Genomic DNA, 19,495 nt, shown 5'->3' with positions numbered 1-19,495 from the left:
GTCCCGGCGTCCCTGACGCCGCAGCGCAAGGAGCATCATGAGACGTATCCTGCGGGCCATCACGGCCGTCGGCCTGCTCGCCGCCGGCTCCACCGTCGCCGTGGCCCTCGGCGGCACCGCCTCCGCCGACACCCTGATCTGCGAGCAGTACGGCAGCACGGTGATCCAGAACCGCTACGTGGTGCAGAACAACCGTTGGGGCACCACCGCCGAGCAGTGCATCAACGTGACCAGCAGCGGCTTCGAGATCAGAACCCAGAACGGCAGCAGCCCGACCAACGGCGCTCCCACCGCGTACCCGTCGGTCTTCGTCGGTTGCCACTACACCAACTGCTCCCCCGGCACCAACCTGCCGATCCAGGTCAGCCAGATCAGCAGCGCGAGCAGCAGCATCAACTACCGGTACGTCAGCGGGGCCACCTACAACGCCTCGTACGACATCTGGCTCGACCCGTCGCCGAAGCGCGACGGCGTGAACCAGATGGAGATCATGATCTGGCTCAACCGCCAGGGCTCCATCCAGCCCATCGGCTCCCCCGTCGGCAACGCGAACATCGACGGCCGGAACTGGGAGGTCTGGCGCGGCAGCAACGGCTCCAACAACGTCATCTCGTACCTGTCGCCGTCGGCCATCAGCAGCGCGAACCTCAACCTGCTGGCCTTCATCAACGACACCCGCAACCGGGGCGCGATCACCAACTCCTGGTACCTGACCAGCATCCAGGCCGGCTTCGAGCCCTGGCAGGGCGGCGCCGGCCTGGCCGTCACCAACTTCTCGGCCTCGGTCAACGGCGGCGGCACCAACCCGCCGCCCACCACCACCCCGCCGCCCTCGGGCAGCGGCGCGTGCGCGGTCAAGTACACCGCCAACTCGTGGAACAACGGCTTCACCGCCGACGTGCAGATCACCAACACCGGGTCGAGCACCCTCAACGGCTGGACGCTGGCGTACTCACTGCCCTCCGGACAGCAGATCACCAGCTCCTGGAACGCCACGGTGAGCCAGAGCGGATCCTCGGTGACCGCGCGGAACATCAACTGGAACGGCACACTCGCCCCCGGTGCCACGGCCAGCTTCGGCTACCAGGGCTCACTGAGCGGGTCGTACTCCTCCCCCACCACCTTCACCCTCAACGGCGCCACCTGCACCCGCTCCTAACCTGATGTAAGGAAGGGTCCCCTCCTAACGCCTCGCGCATAGGAGGGGACCCTTCCTAACATCCAGCCGGCGAGAGGACCGAGGCCGTGCAGATTCGCCTCGACGGCGACGGGCTCGTGCTGCGCCCGTGGGCGGTACACGACCTGCCTCAGCTCGTCGTGATCTTCGATCATCCGGAGATGGCCCATCGGCTGCCGGTCGCCACGCCCTTCGACCGGGCTGCGGCCGAGGCGTACCTGGCGAAGGCGCGGGCCTCCCGCGACCGGCTGTACCTGGCCGTCACCGACGCCGACGACCTGGCCCGGGGCGAGGTGATGCTCAACCTGGTCACCGGCGGCATCGGGTACGCGGTCGGGCCGCCCTATCGGGGCGAGCGGCTGGCCGCCCGGGCGCTGCGACTGCTGACCGCGTACGCCGACTCGATCCCGGGCCTGCCCACGACGTACCTGGAGATCGAGGCGGACAATACGGGCAGCATGGCCACCGCTCGGGCGGTCGGCTACCGGCCGACCGGTGACGAGCCGGTCGTCGTCGACGAGGGACGACGCCAGCTCGTGCTGCACCGCTGGGAACGCGGCGGCTCGGTGACGCCCTGCACCCGCTCCTGACGTTAAAAGGGGTCCCCTGCTATGCACGAGGCGTTAGCAGGGGACCCCTCCTTTCACAAGCCCAGTGCGTCGATGTCGCGGATCTCCTCGGCGGTGAGGGAGAAGCCGAAGACGTCGGCGTTGGCCCGGATCCGGTCCGGGGTCACCGACTTGGGGATCGCCACGATCTCGTGGTCGAGGTGCCAGCGCAGCACCACCTGGGCCGGCGAGACGTTGTGTGCGCCGGCGATCCGGGTCAGCACCGGGTCCGACAGGTCGCTGGCCTTGAACGGGCTGTAGCCCTCCAGCACCACGCCCCGGTCACGGTGTTCGGCGTGCCGCTGCCGGTCGTACAGCCGGGGGCTCCACTTGATCTGGTTGACCGCCGGGTTCTCCTCGGTGGCCTGGATCAGCTCGTCGATCTGCGGGGTGCTGAAGTTGCTCACGCCGACCGCGCGGGCCAGGTTCGCGTCCCGGGCGGCGAGCATCTCGCGCCAGGTCGGGATCAGGGCGCCGGGGTCGCTGGGCGGCCAGTGCAGCAGCCACAGGTCGACGTAGTCGAGGCCGAGGGCGCGCAGGCTCGCCTCGATCGTCTCGCGTTCCCGACCGACCTGGTCGGCCGGCAGTTTGGTGGTGATGAAGACGTCCTCGCGGCGCAGCCCGCTCTCGCGGACCGCTCGGCCGACCTCCTCCTCGTTGCCGTACATGGTGGCGGTGTCGATGTGCCGGTAGCCCGCGTCCAGCGCGGCGAGCACCGCCTTGTAGCCGGTCTCGCCGGTGGCCTGCCAGGTGCCGAAACCGAGCAGGGGGATTCGGACGTCACCGGGGAGGACGGCGGTGGGCTGGTCGACGTGGTCCATACCGACTGTTCTACCCCTGATCGTCGCCGCCATTCCCGGAGCCGGGCACGCCGCCCCGGTTTGCCGGAGAATGTCATCGTGGCTGACCGGCTGGAGGAGTACCGGCGCAAGCGCGACGCGGCGCGTACCCCGGAACCGGTGCCGGCGTCCCGGAGTCGCCGGGCCGGCGCGGACCGGGGCCGCTTCGTCATCCAGCAGCACCACGCCCGCAGCCTGCACTGGGATCTGCGGCTGGAGCACGACGGGGTGCTGACCTCGTGGGCGGTGCCACGCGGGCTGCCCCGCGAGCCGGGCCGCAACCACCTGGCCGTGCACACCGAGGACCACCCAATGGAGTACCTGGACTTCTCCGGTGAGATCCCGGCCGGCGAGTACGGCGGCGGACGCATGATCGTTCACGATCGGGGCACCTACCGCTGCGAGAAGTGGCAGGAGCGCGAGGTGGTGGTGGAACTGCGCGGCCGGCGCACCACCGGGCGGTACGTGCTGTTCGCCGCCGGTGGCCGCGACGGCCGGGACTGGATGGTGCGACGCACCGATCCGCCGCCGCCCGGCTGGACCAGCATGCCCGAGCAGGTCGCGCCGATGCGCCCCACACCGGCCCGCCGGCTCCCCGCCGACCAGGCCGACTGGGGGTACGAGCTGCGCTGGGACGGGGTACGCGCGACGGCGTACGTGTCGGGCGGGCGGTTGCGGCTGCTCGCCGAGGACGGGGCGGAGATCACCGGCGGGTACCCCTGGCTGCGCCCGATGGCCGAGGCGCTGGCACCGACCGAGGCGGTGCTCGACGGCGTCCTGGTCCGCATCGACAGGACCGGCCGGGTTCGACCCGCCCGGGGTGGCCGGAGCACCTCCGACGCCCAGTATCTGCTGGTCGACCTGCTCTGGCTGGAGGGCGTGAGCAGCGTCGACCTGCCCTATCCACAGCGCCGGGAGTTGCTCGACGGTCTGGCGCTGGCCGGGCCGCACTGGCAGACTCCGCCGTGGTTCCCCGGCACCGGCGCCGAGGCCCTGCGCACCGCCCGTGAGCAGGGGTTGCCCGGGGTCGTGGCGAAGCGGCTGGACTCCGGTTACGAGCCCGGACGGCGCAGCCCGGCATGGCGCAGCGTCGACGTGAGCTGAGGGGGCCATCGTGCACCTGACCCACCTGGAGTGCCCGCGCTGCGGCACCGAGCACGACTCCGGCGTACCGCAGAACCTCTGCTCGTGCGGCTCGCCGCTGCTGGCCCGCTACGACCTGGCGGCGGTGCGGCGGACGGTGGAGCCGGAACGGTTCGGGCTGCGCCCGGCCGACCTGTGGCGCTATCGGGAGCTGCTGCCGGTGGCGGACCCGGCGTACGTCACCACGCTCGGTGAGGGTTGGACGCCGATGCTGCGTGCTCCGGCGTACGGCGCGGAGATCGGTGTCGACGAGCTGCTGGTCAAGGACGAGGGGTTGACCCCGACCGGCTCGTTCAAGGCGCGCGGCGCGGCGGTGGGGGTGTCCCGGGCCCGGGAGCTGGGGGTGCGGCGGATCGCCATGCCGACCAACGGCAACGCGGGCGCCGCGTGGGCCACCTACGCGGCCCGCGCCGGGATGGGCGCGACCATCGCCATGCCGCTGTCCGCGCCGACCATCTGCCGCCGCGAGTGCGTGGCCGCCGGGGCGGACCTGCGCCTGGTGGACGGGCTGATCGGCGACGCCGGGCGGCAGGTCGCCGCGCTCGTCGCGGCCTCGGCCGGTTCGATCTTCGACGCCGGTACGCTGCGCGAGCCGTACCGCCTCGAAGGCAAGAAGACGATGGGGTACGAGATCGTCGAGCAGTTGGGCTGGCAGGTGCCCGACGTGATCATCTATCCGACCGGCGGCGGGGTGGGGCTGATCGGCATCCACAAGGCGCTCGGTGAGCTGCGCGAGTTGGGCTGGGTCGAGGACAGACTGCCCCGGCTGGTGGCGGTGCAGTCGACCGGCTGCGCGCCGATCGTGCGCGCGTTCGCGGCCGGCGAGGACCGGGCGCAGCCGTGGGCGGACGCGCACACGGTGGCGTTCGGCATCACCGTGCCGGCGCCGCTCGGCGACGAGTTGATCCTGGCCGCGGTACGCGCCACCGCCGGAACCGCGATCGCGGTGGACGACGCCGAGATCCTCGCCGACCTGCGGGACTTCGCGGCTCGTGAGGGGCTGCTGCTCTGCCCGGAGGGGGCGGCCTGTCTGACCGCCGCCCGCAGGTTGCGCGCCGGTGGCTGGATCCGCGCGGGCGAGCGGGTGGTGGTGCTCAACACCGGGACCGGGCTGAAGTATCCGGAGACGGTGGACGTGAGCGGCGTACCGCTGCTGCCCGCCTGACGCGCGACGCCCGGACGGTCACTCGGCGGCCGGGTCGGTCAACCGCCAGGCGGCGTTGACCAGCCCGATGTGCGACAACGCCTGCGGGGTGTTGCCGAGCTGCGCCCCGGTGGTCAGGTCGATCTGTTCGCTGAACAGGCCGACGTCGTTGGCGTGCCCGGCCACCTGCGTGAACAGCCGGGCCGCCCGCTCCTGTTCGCCGGCCAGCACCAGGCACTCCACCAGCCAGAACGAGCAGAGCAGGAAGCCGGCCGGGTCGGTGTCCCAGCGGCGGATCAGGCCGCCCTCGCCGCCGAGTTCCCGCTCCACGGCGTCGATGGTCGCGCGCATCCGGGGGTCGGTCGCCGGCAGGAAGCCCACCACCGGCAGGTACAGCACTGCGGCGTCCAGCTCGGGCGAGCCGAACGCGCCGGTGAAGACACCCCGCTCCCGGCTGAAGCCGTCGCGGAGCACGGCGGCGCGGATCTCGTCCCGGACGCCCGCCCAGCGTCTCGGATCGGCCCGCTCGCCGAGGTGGGGTGCCAGCCGTACGGCCTTGTCCATCGCCACCCAGCAGAGCGCCTTCGACGCCACGTAGTGCCGGTCGGTGTCGCGGGTCTCCCACATGCCCCGGTCCGGCAGGTGCCAGGTGGCGGCCACCTGTTCGGTGAGGCCGAGCACCATCTCCCGCACCTCGGTGCCGAACGGCTCGCCGAGGTAGTCGCGCAGACGCCACACCGCCGACACCATCTCGCCCGGTACGTCCAGTTGGCGCTGCCGCCAGGCGTCGTTGCCGACGCGTACCGGGGAGCTGCCCGCGTAGCCGGTCAGGCCGGGGCAGTCGTGCTCGGAGACGTCCCGTTCCCCTTCCGGGCCGAACATCACCGGCACCGGATCGGCACCGATCCGGCCGATCGAGCGGGCCGACCAGTCGAACAGCCGCGACGCCTCGGTGGGGCAGGCCGCCACCCACAGCGCGCGCATCGTCATCGCGAAGTCGCGCAGCCAGGAGAAGCGGTAGTCGTAGTTGCGGTCACCGCCGACGCGTTCCGGCAACGACGTGGTCGGTGCCGCGACGACCGCGCCACTGCGGGCGTACGTGAGGCCGATGAGCACGGTCGCACTCTGTCGGACCAGGTCCGGGTACCGGCCGTCGTAGTGGTGCGTGTCGCGGAAGGAACGCCAGGCCTGCACGGTGTCCGCCAGCCGCCGGACCGGGTCCAGCGCGGGGGGCCGTTCGCCGTAGGCGGGGGCGTACGCGACCTCGAAGCCGAGCACCTGCCCCTCGTCGACCTCGAAGACGTGCCGCACCCGGTCGTGCTCGGCGGTCAGCCGCATCCCGGCGCAGCGCAGCGTCAACTCGACCGGCCCGGCGACGGCCCGCACCCCACCGTCGTCGAGTTCGCAGAAGTAAGGGGTGAGCAGGCTGTTCTCCGGCCGGGGCCGGAAGTCGAGCGCCATTCGTACCCGGCCGGAGAGTCCTTCCACGACGCGGAGCAGCACGGCCGGCGACCGCAGGCCGAGTTCGTGGCCCCGGGCACCGGCCTCGGCGGCGAGCGCGTCCGTCACCGCGACGCTGCCCTCCGGGGTCCGGTGCACGGTCCGCAGCACCAGGGTGTCCGGTCGGTACGCCCGCTGCACCCGGTGTCTGGCGCTCCCGGCGGCGACCGGCGCGAGCCGCCAGTGGCCGCCGTCGGCGTCGAGCAGCCGGGCGAACACGGCGGGCGAGTCGAACCTGTTCGGGCACCACCAGTCGACGGAGCCGTCCCGCCCGACCAACGCCCCCGATCGACAGTCGGAGAGGAACGCGTAGTCGGAGATCGGCGGCTGCACCATCCGGTGCGCGTACCCGGATCCTCGTCCACATCACGCCGGCCCGGAGGCCCGGGCCGGCGGGACGGGTCAGGAGGTCGGCGGCTCGTCCTCGCCGGCGGCCTCGGCCGCGTCGGCCTCCTCCTTCGTCTTGTGCACCGCCTGGTCGGCGTGCTCCGGCGGCCCGTAGACGGTGTAGAGCACCAGCGGGTTCGGTCCGGTGTTGACGAAGTTGTGCTTCGTCCCGGCCGGCACCACCACGAGGTCTCCCTGCACGACCTCGCGCTTCTCGCCGGCCACCCGGGCCTCGCCGGTGCCGCTGACGAAGGTGAGGATCTGGTCGATGTCCTCGTGGACCTCCTCGCCGATCTCACCGCCCGCCGGAATCGTCATGATCACCAGTTGGGTGTGCTTCCCGGTCCACAGCACGCGCCGGAAGTCCGGGCTCTTCTCGGCGACCGTGGCGATAGTGAAGTGCTCCATGACCGGGACATACCCCGTTGCGACCCGCTCCACGCCGGGACTTGCAGATAGTGGAATTGCGAACGATCCGAGGGTTTGGAGGCACGCCGAACGGGGATCGACACGACCGGCCGGCACTGGTCGGCCATGCCAGGTCCCCGTCGACGTACCGCCGTACGGCTGCGGTGGCGGGAGACGGCTGAGCGCGGCGACGTTCGGGTCCTCGGATCGAACGGCGCCGTGCGCTCGTGCCCGGACCTCGGTCGGTGCCCCGTCCGTGCGGCCACGCCGGGACGGTGCACTCCACGGCTACGCCAGGACGGCCAGGTGGAAGGGCCGGTCGGCAGAGGCCCCGGCGCTGTCGAAGGTGGTGACGAAGACCGCGTTCGGGATGCCGGTACGCCCGGCGACGGCGATCTGGCCGGACGGCGCCAGCCCCGAGCTGCCCGACAGCCCCACCGTGCCGACACATCCGGCGGCGGTCACGTCCTGGTCGAAGACCACCTGGTACATCCCGGTGCTCAACCGGTCGGCGGTCGCGGCGCCCATCCCCCGGACCAGGACACCGTTCGCGCTGACCACGGCGAACAGCACCCTCGCCGTGGACGGCATGCCGGCGCCGCCGCAGGTGGTGTGCGCGGCGTCGGCACGGGCCGTGGTCTCCTCGCCTGGCGCCGGCTGGGTCGCCCGCCTGCTCCTGGCTCTCGCGCTGGACATCGTTCTCCTCTCCAGCCGGCCGGGCGGCCGAGACGTGTTGAGTTGATTGGGGCGACTAAGAAGGATCAGCACCGATCAGCACCCTTTGTGCATCGAACGTATGTCGCGTTCCCCGTCGACAGCCACACGACAGGCTGTCCGATCAAGGACAATCGAGATCTAGATCAAGGCTCTGACCTGCGACGGAACTTCCGTAGTCGGGTGTGTGTCGTCAGTCGTCGAGGTCGAGCACCGGTACGCCACCGGTGCACCGCACCGACAGCTCGTGCTCGCCGCTCGGACCGACGAACTTCACCTCGGCGTCGTCGTCCGGCCCCCGGTCCACGTCCTCGACCGAGTAACCCTGCTTCGGCGACCAGGACGCCAGCCACACCCCGCCCGGCACGCACTCGGCCACCACGCTGCCGCCCTGGTTGGAGAAACTGCGCCGGTGGGACGGCTCCGGAGTGGGACTCGTCGAGGTGGTCGGGCTCACCGGGGCCGTGGCCGTCGGGTCCGGCGTACCGGTCGGGCCCGGCGTACCGCTCGTCGGTCCGGTCGGCCGGGGCGGCGCGGCCAGTTCGCGGGCGATCTCCTCCTGGCTGCGGACGCCGCCCGGCGTGCTGGTGAGGCTCTCCCCCACCAGCCGGATGGCGGCGACTCCGATCAGCGTGGCGACCACCGCGGTGGCCAGCCACCCGGCGACGGCGAGGAGCGTGCGACGTCCCATCACCCGACTATCCCTGATCGCGGGTTGAGCCGACCTTCGGGGAAGGCTAAGGGAGGGTTAACGGACGCCGCCGTCGCGCCCGGGCGGATATACCCTGCCTGCTGTGGCCCGCCTGCTGCTCATCGAGGACGACCTGACCATCCGCACCCCGCTGGTGCGGGCGCTGCGCGAGCGGGGACACGCGGTGGCGGCGGCGTCGACCGCGATGGCCGGGCTTCGCGACGCGCTCGACGACCGCCCCGACCTGGTCGTGCTCGACCTCGGGTTGCCCGACCTGGACGGCCGCGAACTGCTCCGGATGCTGCGCGCGGTCAGCGCGGTGCCGGTCATCATCGCCACCGCCCGCGACGACGAGACGGAGATCGTCCGGGTCCTCGACGCGGGGGCCGACGACTACGTGGTCAAGCCGTTCACCGCCGCCCAACTCGACGCGCGGGTCCGCGCGGTACTGCGACGCGGGCCGGGCGGACCGGCCGAGGAGGACCCGACGGTGGTCGTCGGCGGACTGCGGATCGACCCCCGGGCACGGCAGGTCAGCCTGGACGGCGCGCCGGTCGAGCTGACGCCGCGCGAGTTCGACCTGCTGCGCCACCTGGCCACCCGGGTCGGCGAGGTGGTGACCAAACGCGAGCTGCTCACCGAGGTGTGGCAGATCCCGTACGGCGGCGCGGACAAGACCGTCGACGTGCACCTGTCCTGGCTGCGCCGCAAACTCGGCGAGAGCGCCCAGCAGCCGCGTTACCTGCACACCGTGCGCGGGGTGGGGGTCCGGCTGGTCTCGCCCGAGGCACCACGATGAGGGCGCGCCTGGCACTGCTGGTCACCGCCGTCAGCGTGCTCATCGTGATCGCCTTCCTGGTGCCGCTGGCGCTGCTCCTGCGGACCTCCGCCGAGGACCGGGCGACCGCACGGGCCACCGCCGACGTGCAGGGTCTCGCCCCGGTGGTCGGCACCGCCGACTCCGAGACCGTCCGGCTGACCGTCGACCAACTCGTCCAGTCCGGCCGCCCGGTCAGTGTCTTCCTCCCCGACGGCGAACAGCTCGGCGCACCGGCACCGCGTACGCCCGCCGTCGAGCTGGCCGCCCGGGGGCAGAGCCTGACGGCCGAGACGCCGGAGGGCCGCGAGGTGGTGATCGCGGTACAGGGCCGTACGGACGGCACCGCGGTCATCCGCACCTTCGTCTCCGAGGCCGAGCTGACCCACGGGGTGGACCGGGCCTGGCTGGTGCTCTCCCTGCTCGGACTGCTGCTGGTGCTGATCGGTCTCGCGGTGGCCGACCGGTTGGCCCGCACCCTGGTCCGCCCGATCGGTGAGCTGTCGGCGGTGTCGCACCGGCTGGCCAACGCCGAACTGGACGCGCGGGTCGAGCCGTCCGGGCCGGCGGAGCTGCGCGAGGTGGGTGGTGCCCTCAACCACCTGGCCGGACGGATCCAGGAACTGCTGGTGCAGGAACGCGAGCAGGTGGCCGACCTGTCCCACCGGTTGCGGACCCCGCTGACCGCGCTGCGGCTGGAGGCCGAGTCGCTGACCGATCCGCAGGACGCCGCCCGGATCGCCGGTGCGGTGGACGGGCTGGAACGGGCGGTCACCGGTCTGATCCGGCAGGCCCGCTGGCGTACGCCCGCCGACGGTGCGGTGGTCACCGACGCCGTGGCGACGGTGACCGAGCGGGTGGCCTTCTGGTCGGTGCTGGCCGAGGAGACCGGCCGGGCGGTCGACCTCGACCTGGCACCCGGCCCGCTGCCGGTCGGCGTCCCCGTCGACGAGCTGGCGGCGGCGGTGGACGCGCTGCTCGGCAACGTCTTCGCGCACACCCCCGACGGCACCGCCTTCGCCGTGCGACTCGCTCCCGACGGCGACCGGGTGGTGCTGGCGGTGGCCGACGAGGGCCCCGGCATCGCCGCCGAGTCGGTTCGGCGCGGAGCCAGCCAGGCCGGGTCGACCGGCCTGGGGCTGGACATCGCCCGCCGGGCCGCCCAGGCCAGCGGCGGCCGGCTGGAACTGGGCGAACGTCCCGGTGGCGGCGCCGAGGTGGTGCTCGTCCTGGGCACGCCGAAGATCGCCGAGCGCTTTTAACCCGGCCTTAGTGTTCGGACAGCGCGCCGCTATCCCGCCGCGACAGATGCTGTGTGCATCAACCGAGGAGAGGTGGCACCAATGAAGCGCAACCCCCTGATCCTGGCGTCGGTCGGCGGCGCCGCGGCGGTCCTCGCGGCGGCCGGGATCTTCCTGGGCGTCACGGCGGCCGACACCGACCGCGCGCGGCAGACCACGCTGACCGCGGCGACCGCCGCGCCGGAGGAGACCACCCCGGTCGCTCCCGACGCGGTCACTCCCCCGGCTGACCCGGGCACGGTCGCCCCGCCGACCGACCCCGGCACCGTGGCCCCGCCCGCCGACCCGACCACGGCCACCCCGCCGGCCGGCACCGGCACGCCGGACCCCGCCGACAAGGTGAGCCGCGAGCGGGCCGGTGAGATCGCCCTGGCGCACGCCGGCGGCGGTCGGATCACCGAGATCGACCGGGACCGGGAGAACAAGCGCCCGGTCTGGGAGGTCGAGATCGTCAACGGCGACGTCGAGCACGAGATCGACGTCGACCGGGAGACCGGCGAGGTGCTCAAGGCCGAGAAGGAGCGGTACGACGGCGACGACGACCGCGATGACGACGACGATGACGATGACGACGATGACGACCGCGACGACGACTGACCGGTCGACAGCGGGCCGGTGACGGCCGATGGACACCCCGGGCGGCACCTGCCGCCCGGGGTGTCGCGCTGTCGGTGCCCCGCGATGACAGTCGCGGAGCTGACAGAGTTCCGCCGAATTTCCGGCTGCATGCCCTGTGAGCTGGGTAATCACCTGGCTACATTTAATTATGGTGCCCGCCCACCGGGGCTGGGCGACGGAACCGGTCTACCGTCCCGTTCTCCCCGCACGGCGGGGCGAACTGGACGCGCTCGGCCACCTCGACGACGCCCTCGCCCCGCTGATCGCCCCGATCCTGCACGTGTCCGAACTCGACAGATCCATCGTGGAAGCCGTGAACCGGTTGCCGCCGGGGCTGATCCCGGCCGTCGACGTGGGCGCGCTGCCCGATCCGGCCGGTGCCGAGCCGCTGCGATGGGGCGTACCGCTGGTTCCGGTGATCGGCCTGACCGACGGTGACCAGCGGCTCGCGGCGCACGGGGTCACCGCCCGGGCGTACTGCGGCCGGGCCGTGGTGCGCCTGCGGATCCGCCTGGACCGGGCCGGACCCGACGCCGCCACGACCGCCGTGGAACGGATCTGGCGGTACGCGCGACTGGCCCCCGAGCAGTGCGACCTGGTGCTCGACTGCGGTGACGTGTGCTGCCCGGCGGACATCCGCACGACGGAGCCCCGGGTACGCCGGGCGCGGGACTGGGCCCGACGGCACGCCTGGCGCACGGTCACCGTGGTGGCGGGCGGGATGCCCCCGGCACTGGCCCGACTGCCCACCGACGAACCGGTCCGGCTGGACCGTTGGGACTGGCTGCTCTGGCGGCGGCTGGCCGACCTCGGGGTGGGGTTCGGTGACTACGGCGTCGCCTCCGCCGCGCCCGGCGCGGAACCGGCCGACCGGCTGCCGACGGTCCGCTACACCGACGTTGACGCGTGGTGGCTCTACCGGTGGTCGCGGCGGGGCCGGCGCGGCGACGAGCGGGTCGCCGACCTCTGCCGTGAACTGGTGTCCGCGCCGCACTGGCCGTCGACGGGCGCCGGCTTCTCCTGGGGCGACCACGAGATCGTGCGCCGGGCGCGTCGGGTCGCCGGAGCCGGGTCGGCGACCAACTGGGTGGCCTGGAGCACCTCGCACCACCTGGCACACGTGCTGGCCACACTGGGGCGTACCAGCGGTGGTGGAGCCCGGCCGCCGGGGCCCGTCCCGCCCCCACGGCCCCGTGGCGGGGAGCACCGCCGCGCGGGCTGAGCCTGCGGCTACTGCTGCTCGGTGAACCCGAACTGCACCACGCCCTCGTCGTCGACGGTCGCGTCGACCGCGGCGTCGCCGAGCAGGTCGGCGGCGTCGGAGTCGAGGAAGATGCGGGCGCCCTGGTTGTCGACCACCTGATCACCCGCGACCGGCGCGGCGACCAGCTCGACGGTGAGCGATCCGGCGGTGGTGTCCGCGGCGATGCGTACCCCACCGCCCTCGGCCACGTCCTGCTGGTTGGCGAGATCACGGATCACCAGGACGGCGTTGTCGGTCATCGTGAGCATGGCGGGACTCCTCGTGGGTTCTCGACTCCCGGTGCCGGAGGCACACTGCCGGCCAGTCCGTGAGCGGACCGGCACTCGGCCCGCACACCGGGTACGGATGTGGCGGCCTTTCCAGGCCGACCACACCCGGCGCGGCTCGCCGGGCAGCGGTCGCCCACCGCCGCATCGGGGCAGCTCAAGGCCCCTCCACTGCCCACGGTGCCCGCTCTGAAGGCATCCGTCAAGTAGACTACCGTCGATTGATTAACCGGGTGTGAAAGCTCTGCGAACGGGTACCCGACGAGGTTTCCCTGATGTTAGGAGGGGACCCCTGCTATACCGCAGGCGTTAGGAGGGGGCCCTTCCTTGCATCTTGGGCGGGGGGACGGGAGCGGCGGGATCGCCGCGTTCGATGAGGGCGGCGATCTCGGAGTCACGCAGGCCGCGCAGCGCCAGCACGCGGGTGCCCCAGCGGTGCAGCCGGCACGGGTGCGGGCTGGCGTCGTTGCGACAGACTGTGCCGCCGGACCATCTTCGGGGCGCGTGCACCACGACGGCACGGACGGCGAATTGGGCGTCCTCGGCGGTCACGTACGGCGGCAGCGGGATCTCCCGCAACGCCGTTCCGACCGGCTCGCCGGTGGGCGGGGACGGACGGAGGGTACTGCTGCTGCTCATCAGCCTGGCCTCCACAAAGGACAGTTGAACCCGGACAGCAGGACGGTACGGTCCGGTGGAGGCGACCCGACGGACAAACTGCCCGACGGCGGGTACGGCTGCCGTCAGAGGCGTTCCAGCAACACCACGGGGATGTCCCGGTCCGTCTTGGTCTGGTAGTCGTCGTACGCCGGCCAGACGGCGACCATGTCCGGCCAGAGCCGGGCCTTCTCCTCGGCCGTGGCGGTGCGGGCCCGTGCGGTGAAGCGCTCGGCCGCGACCTGGACCTGGGGCTCCGGGTCCGCGAGCAGGTTCAGATACCAGGCGGGGTGTCGGGGAGCGCCGCCCTGGGAGGCGACCACCACGTACGCGTCGCCGTGCCGCCGGTAGATCAACGCGGTCCGGCGAAGGGCGCCGCTGCGTCGGCCCCGGGTGGTCAGCAGCAACGTGAACACGCCCGGCTGCCACTCGTGTCCCTCGGCACCGTCGGTCTCGACGTACCTGTCGATGTGCTCGGCCACCCAGTCGGTGGGGCTGTCCACTACCTTCTCGCCCGACGTCATCGGTCCTCCTCGATCATGATCGGTCACCGACCACGCTACTGGAGAACCGTGCCGGGGGCAGGTCAGCGCAGTGCGACGGCCTGGAGGCCGACGTTGCCGCAGTGCGGTGTGAACGTCTCCTCCACCGTCCAGGTGAGCAGGACACGGGTGCCCTGCGGCGCCTCGAACCGGACCGTCACGCCCGAGGAGAGACTGGTGTGCCGCTCCTCCAGACGCAGCGTCCGGCGTGGCCCGTCGTCGCCCACGCGTACGTCGAGCCGACCCCGGGCCATCCAGACGCCGAGATAGACGGTGGCGGTACGCGGCTGACCGTCGGCGACGACGGCGAGCCGGAAACCGTTGCCCGCACCGCAGGTGTAGACCCCGTCCGCGACGTCGCCGGCCGAGTTCACCGGCGCTCCGTCGCGCCACCGGAACAGTTCCTGGTTGCCGTCCCAGCTGTCCCGGTCGCCCTGGCCGCCCAGGTCACGCAGGGAGGCGGAGCCGTCGCGCTTGCGTACCGGACTGGTGGTGCCGCCGAGGCCCCAGTGCAGCCAGTCGCGGCGGCCCGCCTCGGTCAGGTCCACCGTCGCCGGGATGTCGGCCCGGCCGAGCGTCAGCGTCGGCGGCGCGGCCGGCGGGGCGGGCGTGGGCACCACGACGGCACTCGGCGAGGGGCTCGGACTGCGCTCGCGCGGTCGCAGGCCCGGCATGGCGTCGGCGTCGGCGGTGGCGCTGGGCAGCGCCGGACGCCCGACCACCGCTGGCAGGCCGTCCGGGTCCGGCTGGTCGTCCGGCACCGGCTCCGACCACCAGTTGACGTAGCCGACGAGGGCCAGCAGACCGGCGAGGGCGGCGACCGCCTCCACCGTGGTGCGCCGACGTCGCCGGGCGCGGGCGAGCCGTCGGGCCGCTGCCCGGGTCTCCCCTTCGGCCGACGGTGGCGCTGTCGGTGGCGAGGGTCGGGCCGATTCCGCGCGGCGGCGGCCCGCCCGGGTGCGGTGCGACGCCGGCCCGACCGGCTGCGCGGGCTTCTCCTCCGCCACCGACTCTCCACTTCTGCCGGACCGGAATCACGCCGGCACGCTCGACCCGGACGCGGGGCCGTCTCACATTCGCATCACCGACACCCGGCGCGCTAGTCAGGCGGCAGCGTCGTGGCCGGTTCGTCGCCACGGACGGCTCAGCCGAGGACCTGGAAGCCGAGGGCGCGGGCCATCATGACGGCCTGCACCGCGTCGACGATCGCGCCGGAGCGGTGCACGGCGGTCGGATCCAGACCGGAGAGGTCACTGCCGCGCAGGTCCGCACCGGACAGCCGGGCTCCGCGCCACTGCACGTCGGAGAGGTCGCCGCCGCTCACGGTCGCGCCGGTCAGGTCGGCACCGGAGAGGTCGGCCTCCCGCATGCGTACGCCGGTGAGGCGCGCGCCCCGCAGGTCGGCGCCGGCGAGCGTGACGAACGACCAGTCGCCGCCGTCGACGGTCAGCGGACGCAGATCGCACCGGTCGAAGCTGCTGCCCACGAACTTGCAGCCGGTAAACTCCGCCTCGAACAGGTTGCAGCGGGTGAAGACACACCGGGTGAAGGCCGAGTCGACGTGCCGGGAGACGTTGAACAGCACGTCGCCGAAGGTGCAGCCGTCGAAGACGGCACCCCGGCTGGTGGCCTCGGTCAAGTCGACGCGGTGGAAGGTGCACCCGACGAAACGCCGGTCGGTCAGCTCCTCGGCGTACCAGTCCTCGTCGTGGAAGGTGACGCCCTCGATCGGCTCCGGCATGAGGCGGAGCCTAGCCAGTGACACCGACGACCTTTCGTTCCCGGCCCGCGTACCGGCCGGTAGGTTCGGTCGGATGAGCATGGCACGCAGCATCGCGCCGGCCGAGGTCGGTTTCGACCCGGCCCGGCTGGCCCGGATCGACGCGCACTTCGGCCGGTACGTCGACGACGGCCGGCTCGCCGGTTTCCAGGTCCTGGTCACCCGGCACGGCGAGATCGCGCACAGTGCGGCGTACGGGCTGCGCGACCGCGAGGCGGGTACGCCGGTCGAGGCGGACACGCTCTGGCGGATCTACTCCATGAGCAAGCCGATCACCTCGGTGGCGGCGATGATGCTCTGGGAGGAGGGCCGTTTCGAGCTGACCGACGAGATCGGCCGCTGGCTGCCCGAGTTCGCCGACATGCGGGTCTACTCGAAGGGCTCGACGCTGAAGCCGTACACGGTGCCGGCGATCGAGCCGATCCGGGTCTGGCACCTGCTCAGTCACACCTCCGGGCTGACGTACGGCTTCATGCAGACCTCGGTGGTCGACGGCCTGTACCGGGCCGCCGGGTACGACCTGTACCCGCCGTCGGGCGTGGACCTGGCCGAGGCCTCCCGGGTCTTCGGTGAGCTGCCACTGCTGTTCCAGCCCGGCACCGCGTGGGGCTACTCGGTCGCCACCGACGTGCTGGGCCGGCTGATCGAGGTGGTCTCCGGGCAGAGCCTGGACACCTTCCTGCGCGAACGGATGCTGGATCCGCTGGGCATGACCGACACCCGCTGGCACGTGGCGGGGGCCGACGCCGAGCGACTGGCCGCGCTCTACGTGCCGGACCCGGCCACCGGTCGGGCGGTCCGGCACGACCGGCTCGGCGACCTGGCGTACGCGAAGCCGAGTCTCCTCTCCGGCGGCGGTGGCCTGATCTCGTCGGCCGCCGACTACCACCGGTTCACCCAGATGCTGCTGCGCGGCGGCGAGCTCGACGGGGTACGCCTGCTCGGCCCGCGTACGGTGCGCCTGATGACCCGCAACCACCTGCCCGGCGGCGGTGACCTGGGCACGCTGTCCACCGGCGGGTTCGCCGAGACGACGCTGGACGGCATCGGGTTCGGCCTCGGCTTCGCAGTGGTCGACGACCCGGTGCCGAGCCGGCTGCCGAGCAGCGTGGGCGAGTACTACTGGGGCGGGGTGGCCAGCACCGCGTTCCTGGTCGACCCGGCGGAGCAGCTCACCGCCCTGCTGTTCACCCAGCTCATGCCGTCGAGCACCTGGCCGCTGCGCGCGCAGCTGAGGCAGCTCGTCTACTCCGCCCTGGTGGACTGAAGGATCGCCGTTCCACCGACGCTCCCCGGGCCCGGTCCATAGCCTGGGGTGGTGAGCAACATCGTCGTGTTCGGGGCGGGCGGCACCGCGGGTTCCCGCATCGTGGTGGAGGCGGTCGACCGGGGACACCGGGTGGTGGCCGCGGTACGCCGACCGGAGGCCGTCTCGTACCTGCCACCGGCCGTACGCGTGGTCACCGGGGACGCCACCAGCGAGCGCAGCGTACGGGAGTTGGCGCCGGACGCCGACGCGCTGGTGGTGGCGATCGGCGGTGGCGACCGTACGCTGTGGCCGGACGCGGCCCGGAGGCTGCTCCACGTGCTGGGCGGGATGCCGGCCGCGCCCCGCGTGATCCACGTCGGCGGCGGGTCCACCCTGCTCACGCCGACCGGGGGCCGGTTGCTCGACGAGCCGGACTTCCCCGCCGACTACCGGGAGGCCGCGCTCGGCCAGGCCGACGCGCTGGACGTCTACCGGTCCGCTGCCGACGGTGTCACCTGGACCTACCTGTCCCCGCCGCCGCTGGAGTTCCATCCCGGCGAGCGCACCGGACGGTACCGCACCGGCACCGAGCAGCCAGTGACCGACGACGATGGCCGCAGCGCGCTCAGCTACGAGGATCTGGCGGTCGCGGTGGTCGACGAAATCGAGAGCCCGCGTTTCCGGAATATGCGGTTCACTGCCGCATACTAATTCCTCGATCTTGAGAACGAGCAGCTAGCGGGTTAGATTCGAGCCGCAGTGACCCGGGATGTTCACCCCTGACTCCTGGGTCCGTACCTCGAATCAGGAGGCTTGCTCTTGTCATCCCTCGACGACGCCGTGACACCCTCGCACGAATCGTCCAGCTCCACTGTGTTCAACCGTCGACGCATGCTCACCGTCGCACTCGGCGGGGCGGCCACCGTGGCACTCCCGGCACCGGCCTGGGCCGCCGACGACAAGCGGCCGGGCGCACACCGCCCGCCCAAGCTCACCCCCCAGGACCGCAAGGTCATCGCTCAGCTCTCCCCCCGCCGGGCGCTGGAACACCTGAAGGTGCTCTCCGAGGACATCGGCCCGCGCATCGGCGGCACCGAGTCCGAGCGCCGGGCCGCGAACTACCTCGCGGGCCAGTTCGACAAGCTGCGGTACGACACCACGCTGCAACCGTTTCCGGTGGCCGACAAGTTCCTCGCCCAGCTCAGCTCCCCCGCCGGCCTGCCGACCGACCTGAACTGGCAGGTCGGGGCCAGCGCCCACGCCGCCCTGGACACCTCGGTCACCGCCGCGGTCGTCGACGTGCGGGCCGGTGCGGCGGCGGACTTCACCGCCGACGTCGCCGGCAAGATCGTGCTGGTGGACTACGTCGCCGCCCAGCGGGAGGCGGTGGCGGCGCGGGCGGTGGCCGCCGGTGCGGCCGGTGTGGTCTTCCTCCCGGCCGACCTGGTCGAGCCGCGCCGCGCGTCGGCGTTCTCGCCCACCCTGCCCGGCTCCGCCGCCACGCCGCTGGGCATCCCGGTGGTCGGCGTCGCCCAGGCGCAGAAGCACCGGCTGCGGGCGCTGCTCGCCGCCGGACCGCTCACCCTCACCGTCGCCACCACCGCGCACCGCGGCCTGACCTCGTACAACGTGCTGGCCGAGCGGCGTGGGCGGTCCGGCGCGAACGGCCCGGTGGTCATGGTCAGCGCGCACTACGACTCGGTGATCGGCGCGCCGGGCGCCAACGACGACGGCTCCGGCACCGTGCTCTGCCTGGAACTGGCCCGGGTGCTGAAGGCGATCCCGATCAACGCCACGGTCCGGTTCGGCCTCTGGGGCTCGGAGGAGCAGGGCCTGATCGGCTCGCGCTACTACGTGCGGGAGCTGCCGCAGGTGGAGCGGGACCGGATCCTCGCCGTCTACCAGAACGACATGGTCGCCACGAGCTGGGACCCGGCGACGCGGTACTGGCTGCTCTCCTTCACCGGCGAGGCCAACCGGGCCACCGACGAGGTCTCCGCCGCGGCACTGCGGCTCGGCTACCAGCCGCAGATCTCCCCGGTGACCCAGCGCGGCGCCAGTGACCACCAGTCGTTCCAGGAGGTCGGCATCGCCAGCGCCAACTTCTCCTGGCGGGGTGAGGAGTCTCCGGCGCTGCTGGAGCCGCCGTACCACAGCCCGGAGGACACCATCGCCAAGAACATCAGCCTGGAGCGGTTGCAGGTGTCAATGGAGCTGATCGGCTGCGCGACGTACGCGACGGCCGGACACTGACACCCACCACCGGGGCGGGGGGGGGGGGGGGGGGGGGCGGCCCCCCCCCCCCCCCCGGGGGGGGGGGGGGGGGGGGGGGGGGGCGGAGGTGGTGGAGGGCGGTGCGGGCGGTACGACGGGCGGTGCGGGCACCGGCG

General features: G+C 72.6%; 21 protein-coding genes. 11 read left to right on the top strand and 10 right to left on the bottom strand.

The genetic code is table 11. The features are described from left to right. Positions 1-37 precede the first annotated feature (37 nt). Both ABZ738_RS12590 and ABZ738_RS12585 read left to right on the top strand, forming a co-directional pair. Positions 38-1,159, top strand: a complete 1,122-nt coding sequence (locus ABZ738_RS12590) for a cellulose binding domain-containing protein (protein WP_357212805.1) — start codon at positions 38-40, stop codon at positions 1,157-1,159. Positions 1,160-1,245: 86 nt separating this feature from the next. Further along, positions 1,246-1,767, top strand: coding sequence for a GNAT family protein (locus ABZ738_RS12585; RefSeq protein ID WP_357212803.1), 522 nt, complete (start codon positions 1,246-1,248; stop codon positions 1,765-1,767). A gap of 53 nt (positions 1,768-1,820) precedes the next feature. Here the strand turns inward: ABZ738_RS12585 and ABZ738_RS12580 are convergent, their stop codons facing one another. Next, positions 1,821-2,606 carry an aldo/keto reductase gene (locus tag ABZ738_RS12580; RefSeq protein WP_131052073.1) on the bottom strand — a complete coding sequence of 262 codons (786 nt, stop codon included), beginning with the start codon at positions 2,604-2,606 and terminating at the stop codon, positions 1,821-1,823. Between the two features lie 78 nt (positions 2,607-2,684). Between ABZ738_RS12580 and ABZ738_RS12575 the strand changes: the two genes are divergently transcribed. Further along, entirely contained in the window at positions 2,685-3,728 is a 1,044-nt protein-coding gene (locus tag ABZ738_RS12575) for a DNA polymerase ligase N-terminal domain-containing protein (RefSeq protein ID WP_357212799.1), read from the top strand. A gap of 10 nt (positions 3,729-3,738) precedes the next feature. After that, positions 3,739-4,932 carry a threonine synthase gene (locus tag ABZ738_RS12570; protein ID WP_357212797.1) on the top strand — a complete coding sequence of 398 codons (1,194 nt, stop codon included), beginning with the start codon at positions 3,739-3,741 and terminating at the stop codon, positions 4,930-4,932. 18 nt (positions 4,933-4,950) lie between these two features. Here ABZ738_RS12570 and ABZ738_RS12565 read toward each other — a convergent pair whose 3' ends face one another. The 4 genes from ABZ738_RS12565 to ABZ738_RS12550 form a co-directional block, all read right to left on the bottom strand. Beyond that, positions 4,951-6,747, bottom strand: a complete 1,797-nt coding sequence (locus ABZ738_RS12565; protein WP_357212794.1) for a glycoside hydrolase family 15 protein — start codon at positions 6,745-6,747, stop codon at positions 4,951-4,953. Between the two features lie 66 nt (positions 6,748-6,813). Next, positions 6,814-7,206 (bottom strand): cupin domain-containing protein, encoded by a 393-nt coding sequence (locus ABZ738_RS12560; RefSeq protein ID WP_117228987.1) that lies wholly within the window; start codon positions 7,204-7,206, stop codon positions 6,814-6,816. Positions 7,207-7,494: 288 nt separating this feature from the next. Beyond that, complete coding sequence (locus tag ABZ738_RS12555; RefSeq protein ID WP_201272312.1) at positions 7,495-7,902, bottom strand: hypothetical protein; 408 nt, start codon at positions 7,900-7,902, stop codon at positions 7,495-7,497. Positions 7,903-8,113: 211 nt separating this feature from the next. Further along, a complete protein-coding gene (locus ABZ738_RS12550) occupies positions 8,114-8,611 on the bottom strand; it encodes a septum formation initiator (protein WP_357212790.1) in 498 nt (165 codons plus the stop codon). Positions 8,612-8,714: 103 nt separating this feature from the next. On the opposite strand from ABZ738_RS12550, the gene ABZ738_RS12545 reads away from it, so the two are divergent. The 4 genes from ABZ738_RS12545 to ABZ738_RS12530 all read left to right on the top strand — a co-directional run bounded on the left by ABZ738_RS12545 (position 8,715) and on the right by ABZ738_RS12530 (position 12,569). Then, complete coding sequence (locus ABZ738_RS12545) at positions 8,715-9,410, top strand: response regulator transcription factor (protein WP_131052068.1); 696 nt, start codon at positions 8,715-8,717, stop codon at positions 9,408-9,410. After that, a complete protein-coding gene (locus ABZ738_RS12540) occupies positions 9,407-10,690 on the top strand; it encodes a HAMP domain-containing sensor histidine kinase (RefSeq protein ID WP_131052067.1) in 1,284 nt (427 codons plus the stop codon). The genes ABZ738_RS12545 and ABZ738_RS12540 overlap by 4 nt, the downstream gene beginning before the upstream one ends. Before the next feature lie 81 nt (positions 10,691-10,771). Then, the gene (locus tag ABZ738_RS12535; RefSeq protein ID WP_357212786.1) at positions 10,772-11,326 is read left to right on the top strand and encodes a PepSY domain-containing protein; all 555 of its coding nucleotides are present in this window, start codon (positions 10,772-10,774) and stop codon (positions 11,324-11,326) included. Between the two features lie 169 nt (positions 11,327-11,495). Beyond that, positions 11,496-12,569, top strand: a complete 1,074-nt coding sequence (locus ABZ738_RS12530) for a beta family protein (RefSeq protein ID WP_176092841.1) — start codon at positions 11,496-11,498, stop codon at positions 12,567-12,569. Positions 12,570-12,577: 8 nt separating this feature from the next. On the opposite strand, the gene ABZ738_RS12525 is transcribed toward ABZ738_RS12530, so the two are convergent. The 5 genes from ABZ738_RS12525 to ABZ738_RS12505 form a co-directional block, all read right to left on the bottom strand. After that, positions 12,578-12,859, bottom strand: coding sequence for an adhesin (locus ABZ738_RS12525; RefSeq protein WP_131057065.1), 282 nt, complete (start codon positions 12,857-12,859; stop codon positions 12,578-12,580). A gap of 327 nt (positions 12,860-13,186) precedes the next feature. After that, the gene (locus tag ABZ738_RS12520) at positions 13,187-13,516 is read right to left on the bottom strand and encodes a hypothetical protein (RefSeq protein ID WP_131057063.1); all 330 of its coding nucleotides are present in this window, start codon (positions 13,514-13,516) and stop codon (positions 13,187-13,189) included. Positions 13,517-13,620: 104 nt separating this feature from the next. After that, positions 13,621-14,058: a nitroreductase family deazaflavin-dependent oxidoreductase gene (locus ABZ738_RS12515; protein ID WP_357212782.1), complete on the bottom strand. Its 438-nt coding sequence runs from the start codon at positions 14,056-14,058 to the stop codon at positions 13,621-13,623. Between the two features lie 62 nt (positions 14,059-14,120). Further along, positions 14,121-15,083 (bottom strand): hypothetical protein, encoded by a 963-nt coding sequence (locus tag ABZ738_RS12510; RefSeq protein ID WP_357212779.1) that lies wholly within the window; start codon positions 15,081-15,083, stop codon positions 14,121-14,123. Between the two features lie 137 nt (positions 15,084-15,220). Continuing rightward, positions 15,221-15,817: a pentapeptide repeat-containing protein gene (locus ABZ738_RS12505; RefSeq protein ID WP_131055272.1), complete on the bottom strand. Its 597-nt coding sequence runs from the start codon at positions 15,815-15,817 to the stop codon at positions 15,221-15,223. A 73-nt stretch (positions 15,818-15,890) separates the two neighbouring features. Here ABZ738_RS12505 and ABZ738_RS12500 point away from each other — a divergent pair, with 73 nt between their 5' ends. The 3 genes from ABZ738_RS12500 to ABZ738_RS12490 all read left to right on the top strand — a co-directional run bounded on the left by ABZ738_RS12500 (position 15,891) and on the right by ABZ738_RS12490 (position 19,358). Continuing rightward, a complete protein-coding gene (locus ABZ738_RS12500) occupies positions 15,891-17,123 on the top strand; it encodes a serine hydrolase domain-containing protein (RefSeq protein WP_357212775.1) in 1,233 nt (410 codons plus the stop codon). 51 nt (positions 17,124-17,174) lie between these two features. After that, the gene (locus ABZ738_RS12495) at positions 17,175-17,816 is read left to right on the top strand and encodes an NAD(P)H-binding protein (RefSeq protein WP_357212772.1); all 642 of its coding nucleotides are present in this window, start codon (positions 17,175-17,177) and stop codon (positions 17,814-17,816) included. Between the two features lie 180 nt (positions 17,817-17,996). After that, positions 17,997-19,358, top strand: a complete 1,362-nt coding sequence (locus ABZ738_RS12490) for a M28 family peptidase (RefSeq protein WP_131055277.1) — start codon at positions 17,997-17,999, stop codon at positions 19,356-19,358. Positions 19,359-19,495: the final 137 nt, after the last annotated feature.

Origin of the sequence: Micromonospora sp. NPDC047793 (genome assembly GCF_040642635.1) — a bacterium.
Lineage (GTDB): Bacteria > Actinomycetota > Actinomycetes > Mycobacteriales > Micromonosporaceae > Micromonospora.
Note: the sequence above shows the minus strand (reverse complement) of the source record. Positions and strands in the feature narration are given on the sequence as shown.

Excerpts from the sequence above, each read along its gene's own strand:
- ABZ738_RS12540 (WP_131052067.1), top strand. The coding sequence starts at position 9,407 with ATGAGGGCGCGCCTGGCACTGCTGGTCACCGCCGTCAGCGTGCTCATC.
- ABZ738_RS12505 (WP_131055272.1), bottom strand. The coding sequence starts at position 15,817 with ATGCCGGAGCCGATCGAGGGCGTCACCTTCCACGACGAGGACTGGTAC.
- ABZ738_RS12490 (WP_131055277.1), top strand. The coding sequence starts at position 17,997 with ATGCTCACCGTCGCACTCGGCGGGGCGGCCACCGTGGCACTCCCGGCA.
- ABZ738_RS12555 (WP_201272312.1), bottom strand. The coding sequence starts at position 7,902 with ATGTCCAGCGCGAGAGCCAGGAGCAGGCGGGCGACCCAGCCGGCGCCA.
- ABZ738_RS12500 (WP_357212775.1), top strand. The coding sequence starts at position 15,891 with ATGAGCATGGCACGCAGCATCGCGCCGGCCGAGGTCGGTTTCGACCCG.
- ABZ738_RS12565 (WP_357212794.1), bottom strand. The coding sequence starts at position 6,747 with ATGGTGCAGCCGCCGATCTCCGACTACGCGTTCCTCTCCGACTGTCGA.
- ABZ738_RS12515 (WP_357212782.1), bottom strand. The coding sequence starts at position 14,058 with ATGACGTCGGGCGAGAAGGTAGTGGACAGCCCCACCGACTGGGTGGCC.
- ABZ738_RS12520 (WP_131057063.1), bottom strand. The coding sequence starts at position 13,516 with ATGAGCAGCAGCAGTACCCTCCGTCCGTCCCCGCCCACCGGCGAGCCG.
- ABZ738_RS12560 (WP_117228987.1), bottom strand. The coding sequence starts at position 7,206 with ATGGAGCACTTCACTATCGCCACGGTCGCCGAGAAGAGCCCGGACTTC.
- ABZ738_RS12525 (WP_131057065.1), bottom strand. The coding sequence starts at position 12,859 with ATGCTCACGATGACCGACAACGCCGTCCTGGTGATCCGTGATCTCGCC.
- ABZ738_RS12550 (WP_357212790.1), bottom strand. The coding sequence starts at position 8,611 with ATGGGACGTCGCACGCTCCTCGCCGTCGCCGGGTGGCTGGCCACCGCG.
- ABZ738_RS12580 (WP_131052073.1), bottom strand. The coding sequence starts at position 2,606 with ATGGACCACGTCGACCAGCCCACCGCCGTCCTCCCCGGTGACGTCCGA.
- ABZ738_RS12530 (WP_176092841.1), top strand. The coding sequence starts at position 11,496 with ATGGTGCCCGCCCACCGGGGCTGGGCGACGGAACCGGTCTACCGTCCC.
- ABZ738_RS12535 (WP_357212786.1), top strand. The coding sequence starts at position 10,772 with ATGAAGCGCAACCCCCTGATCCTGGCGTCGGTCGGCGGCGCCGCGGCG.
- ABZ738_RS12590 (WP_357212805.1), top strand. The coding sequence starts at position 38 with ATGAGACGTATCCTGCGGGCCATCACGGCCGTCGGCCTGCTCGCCGCC.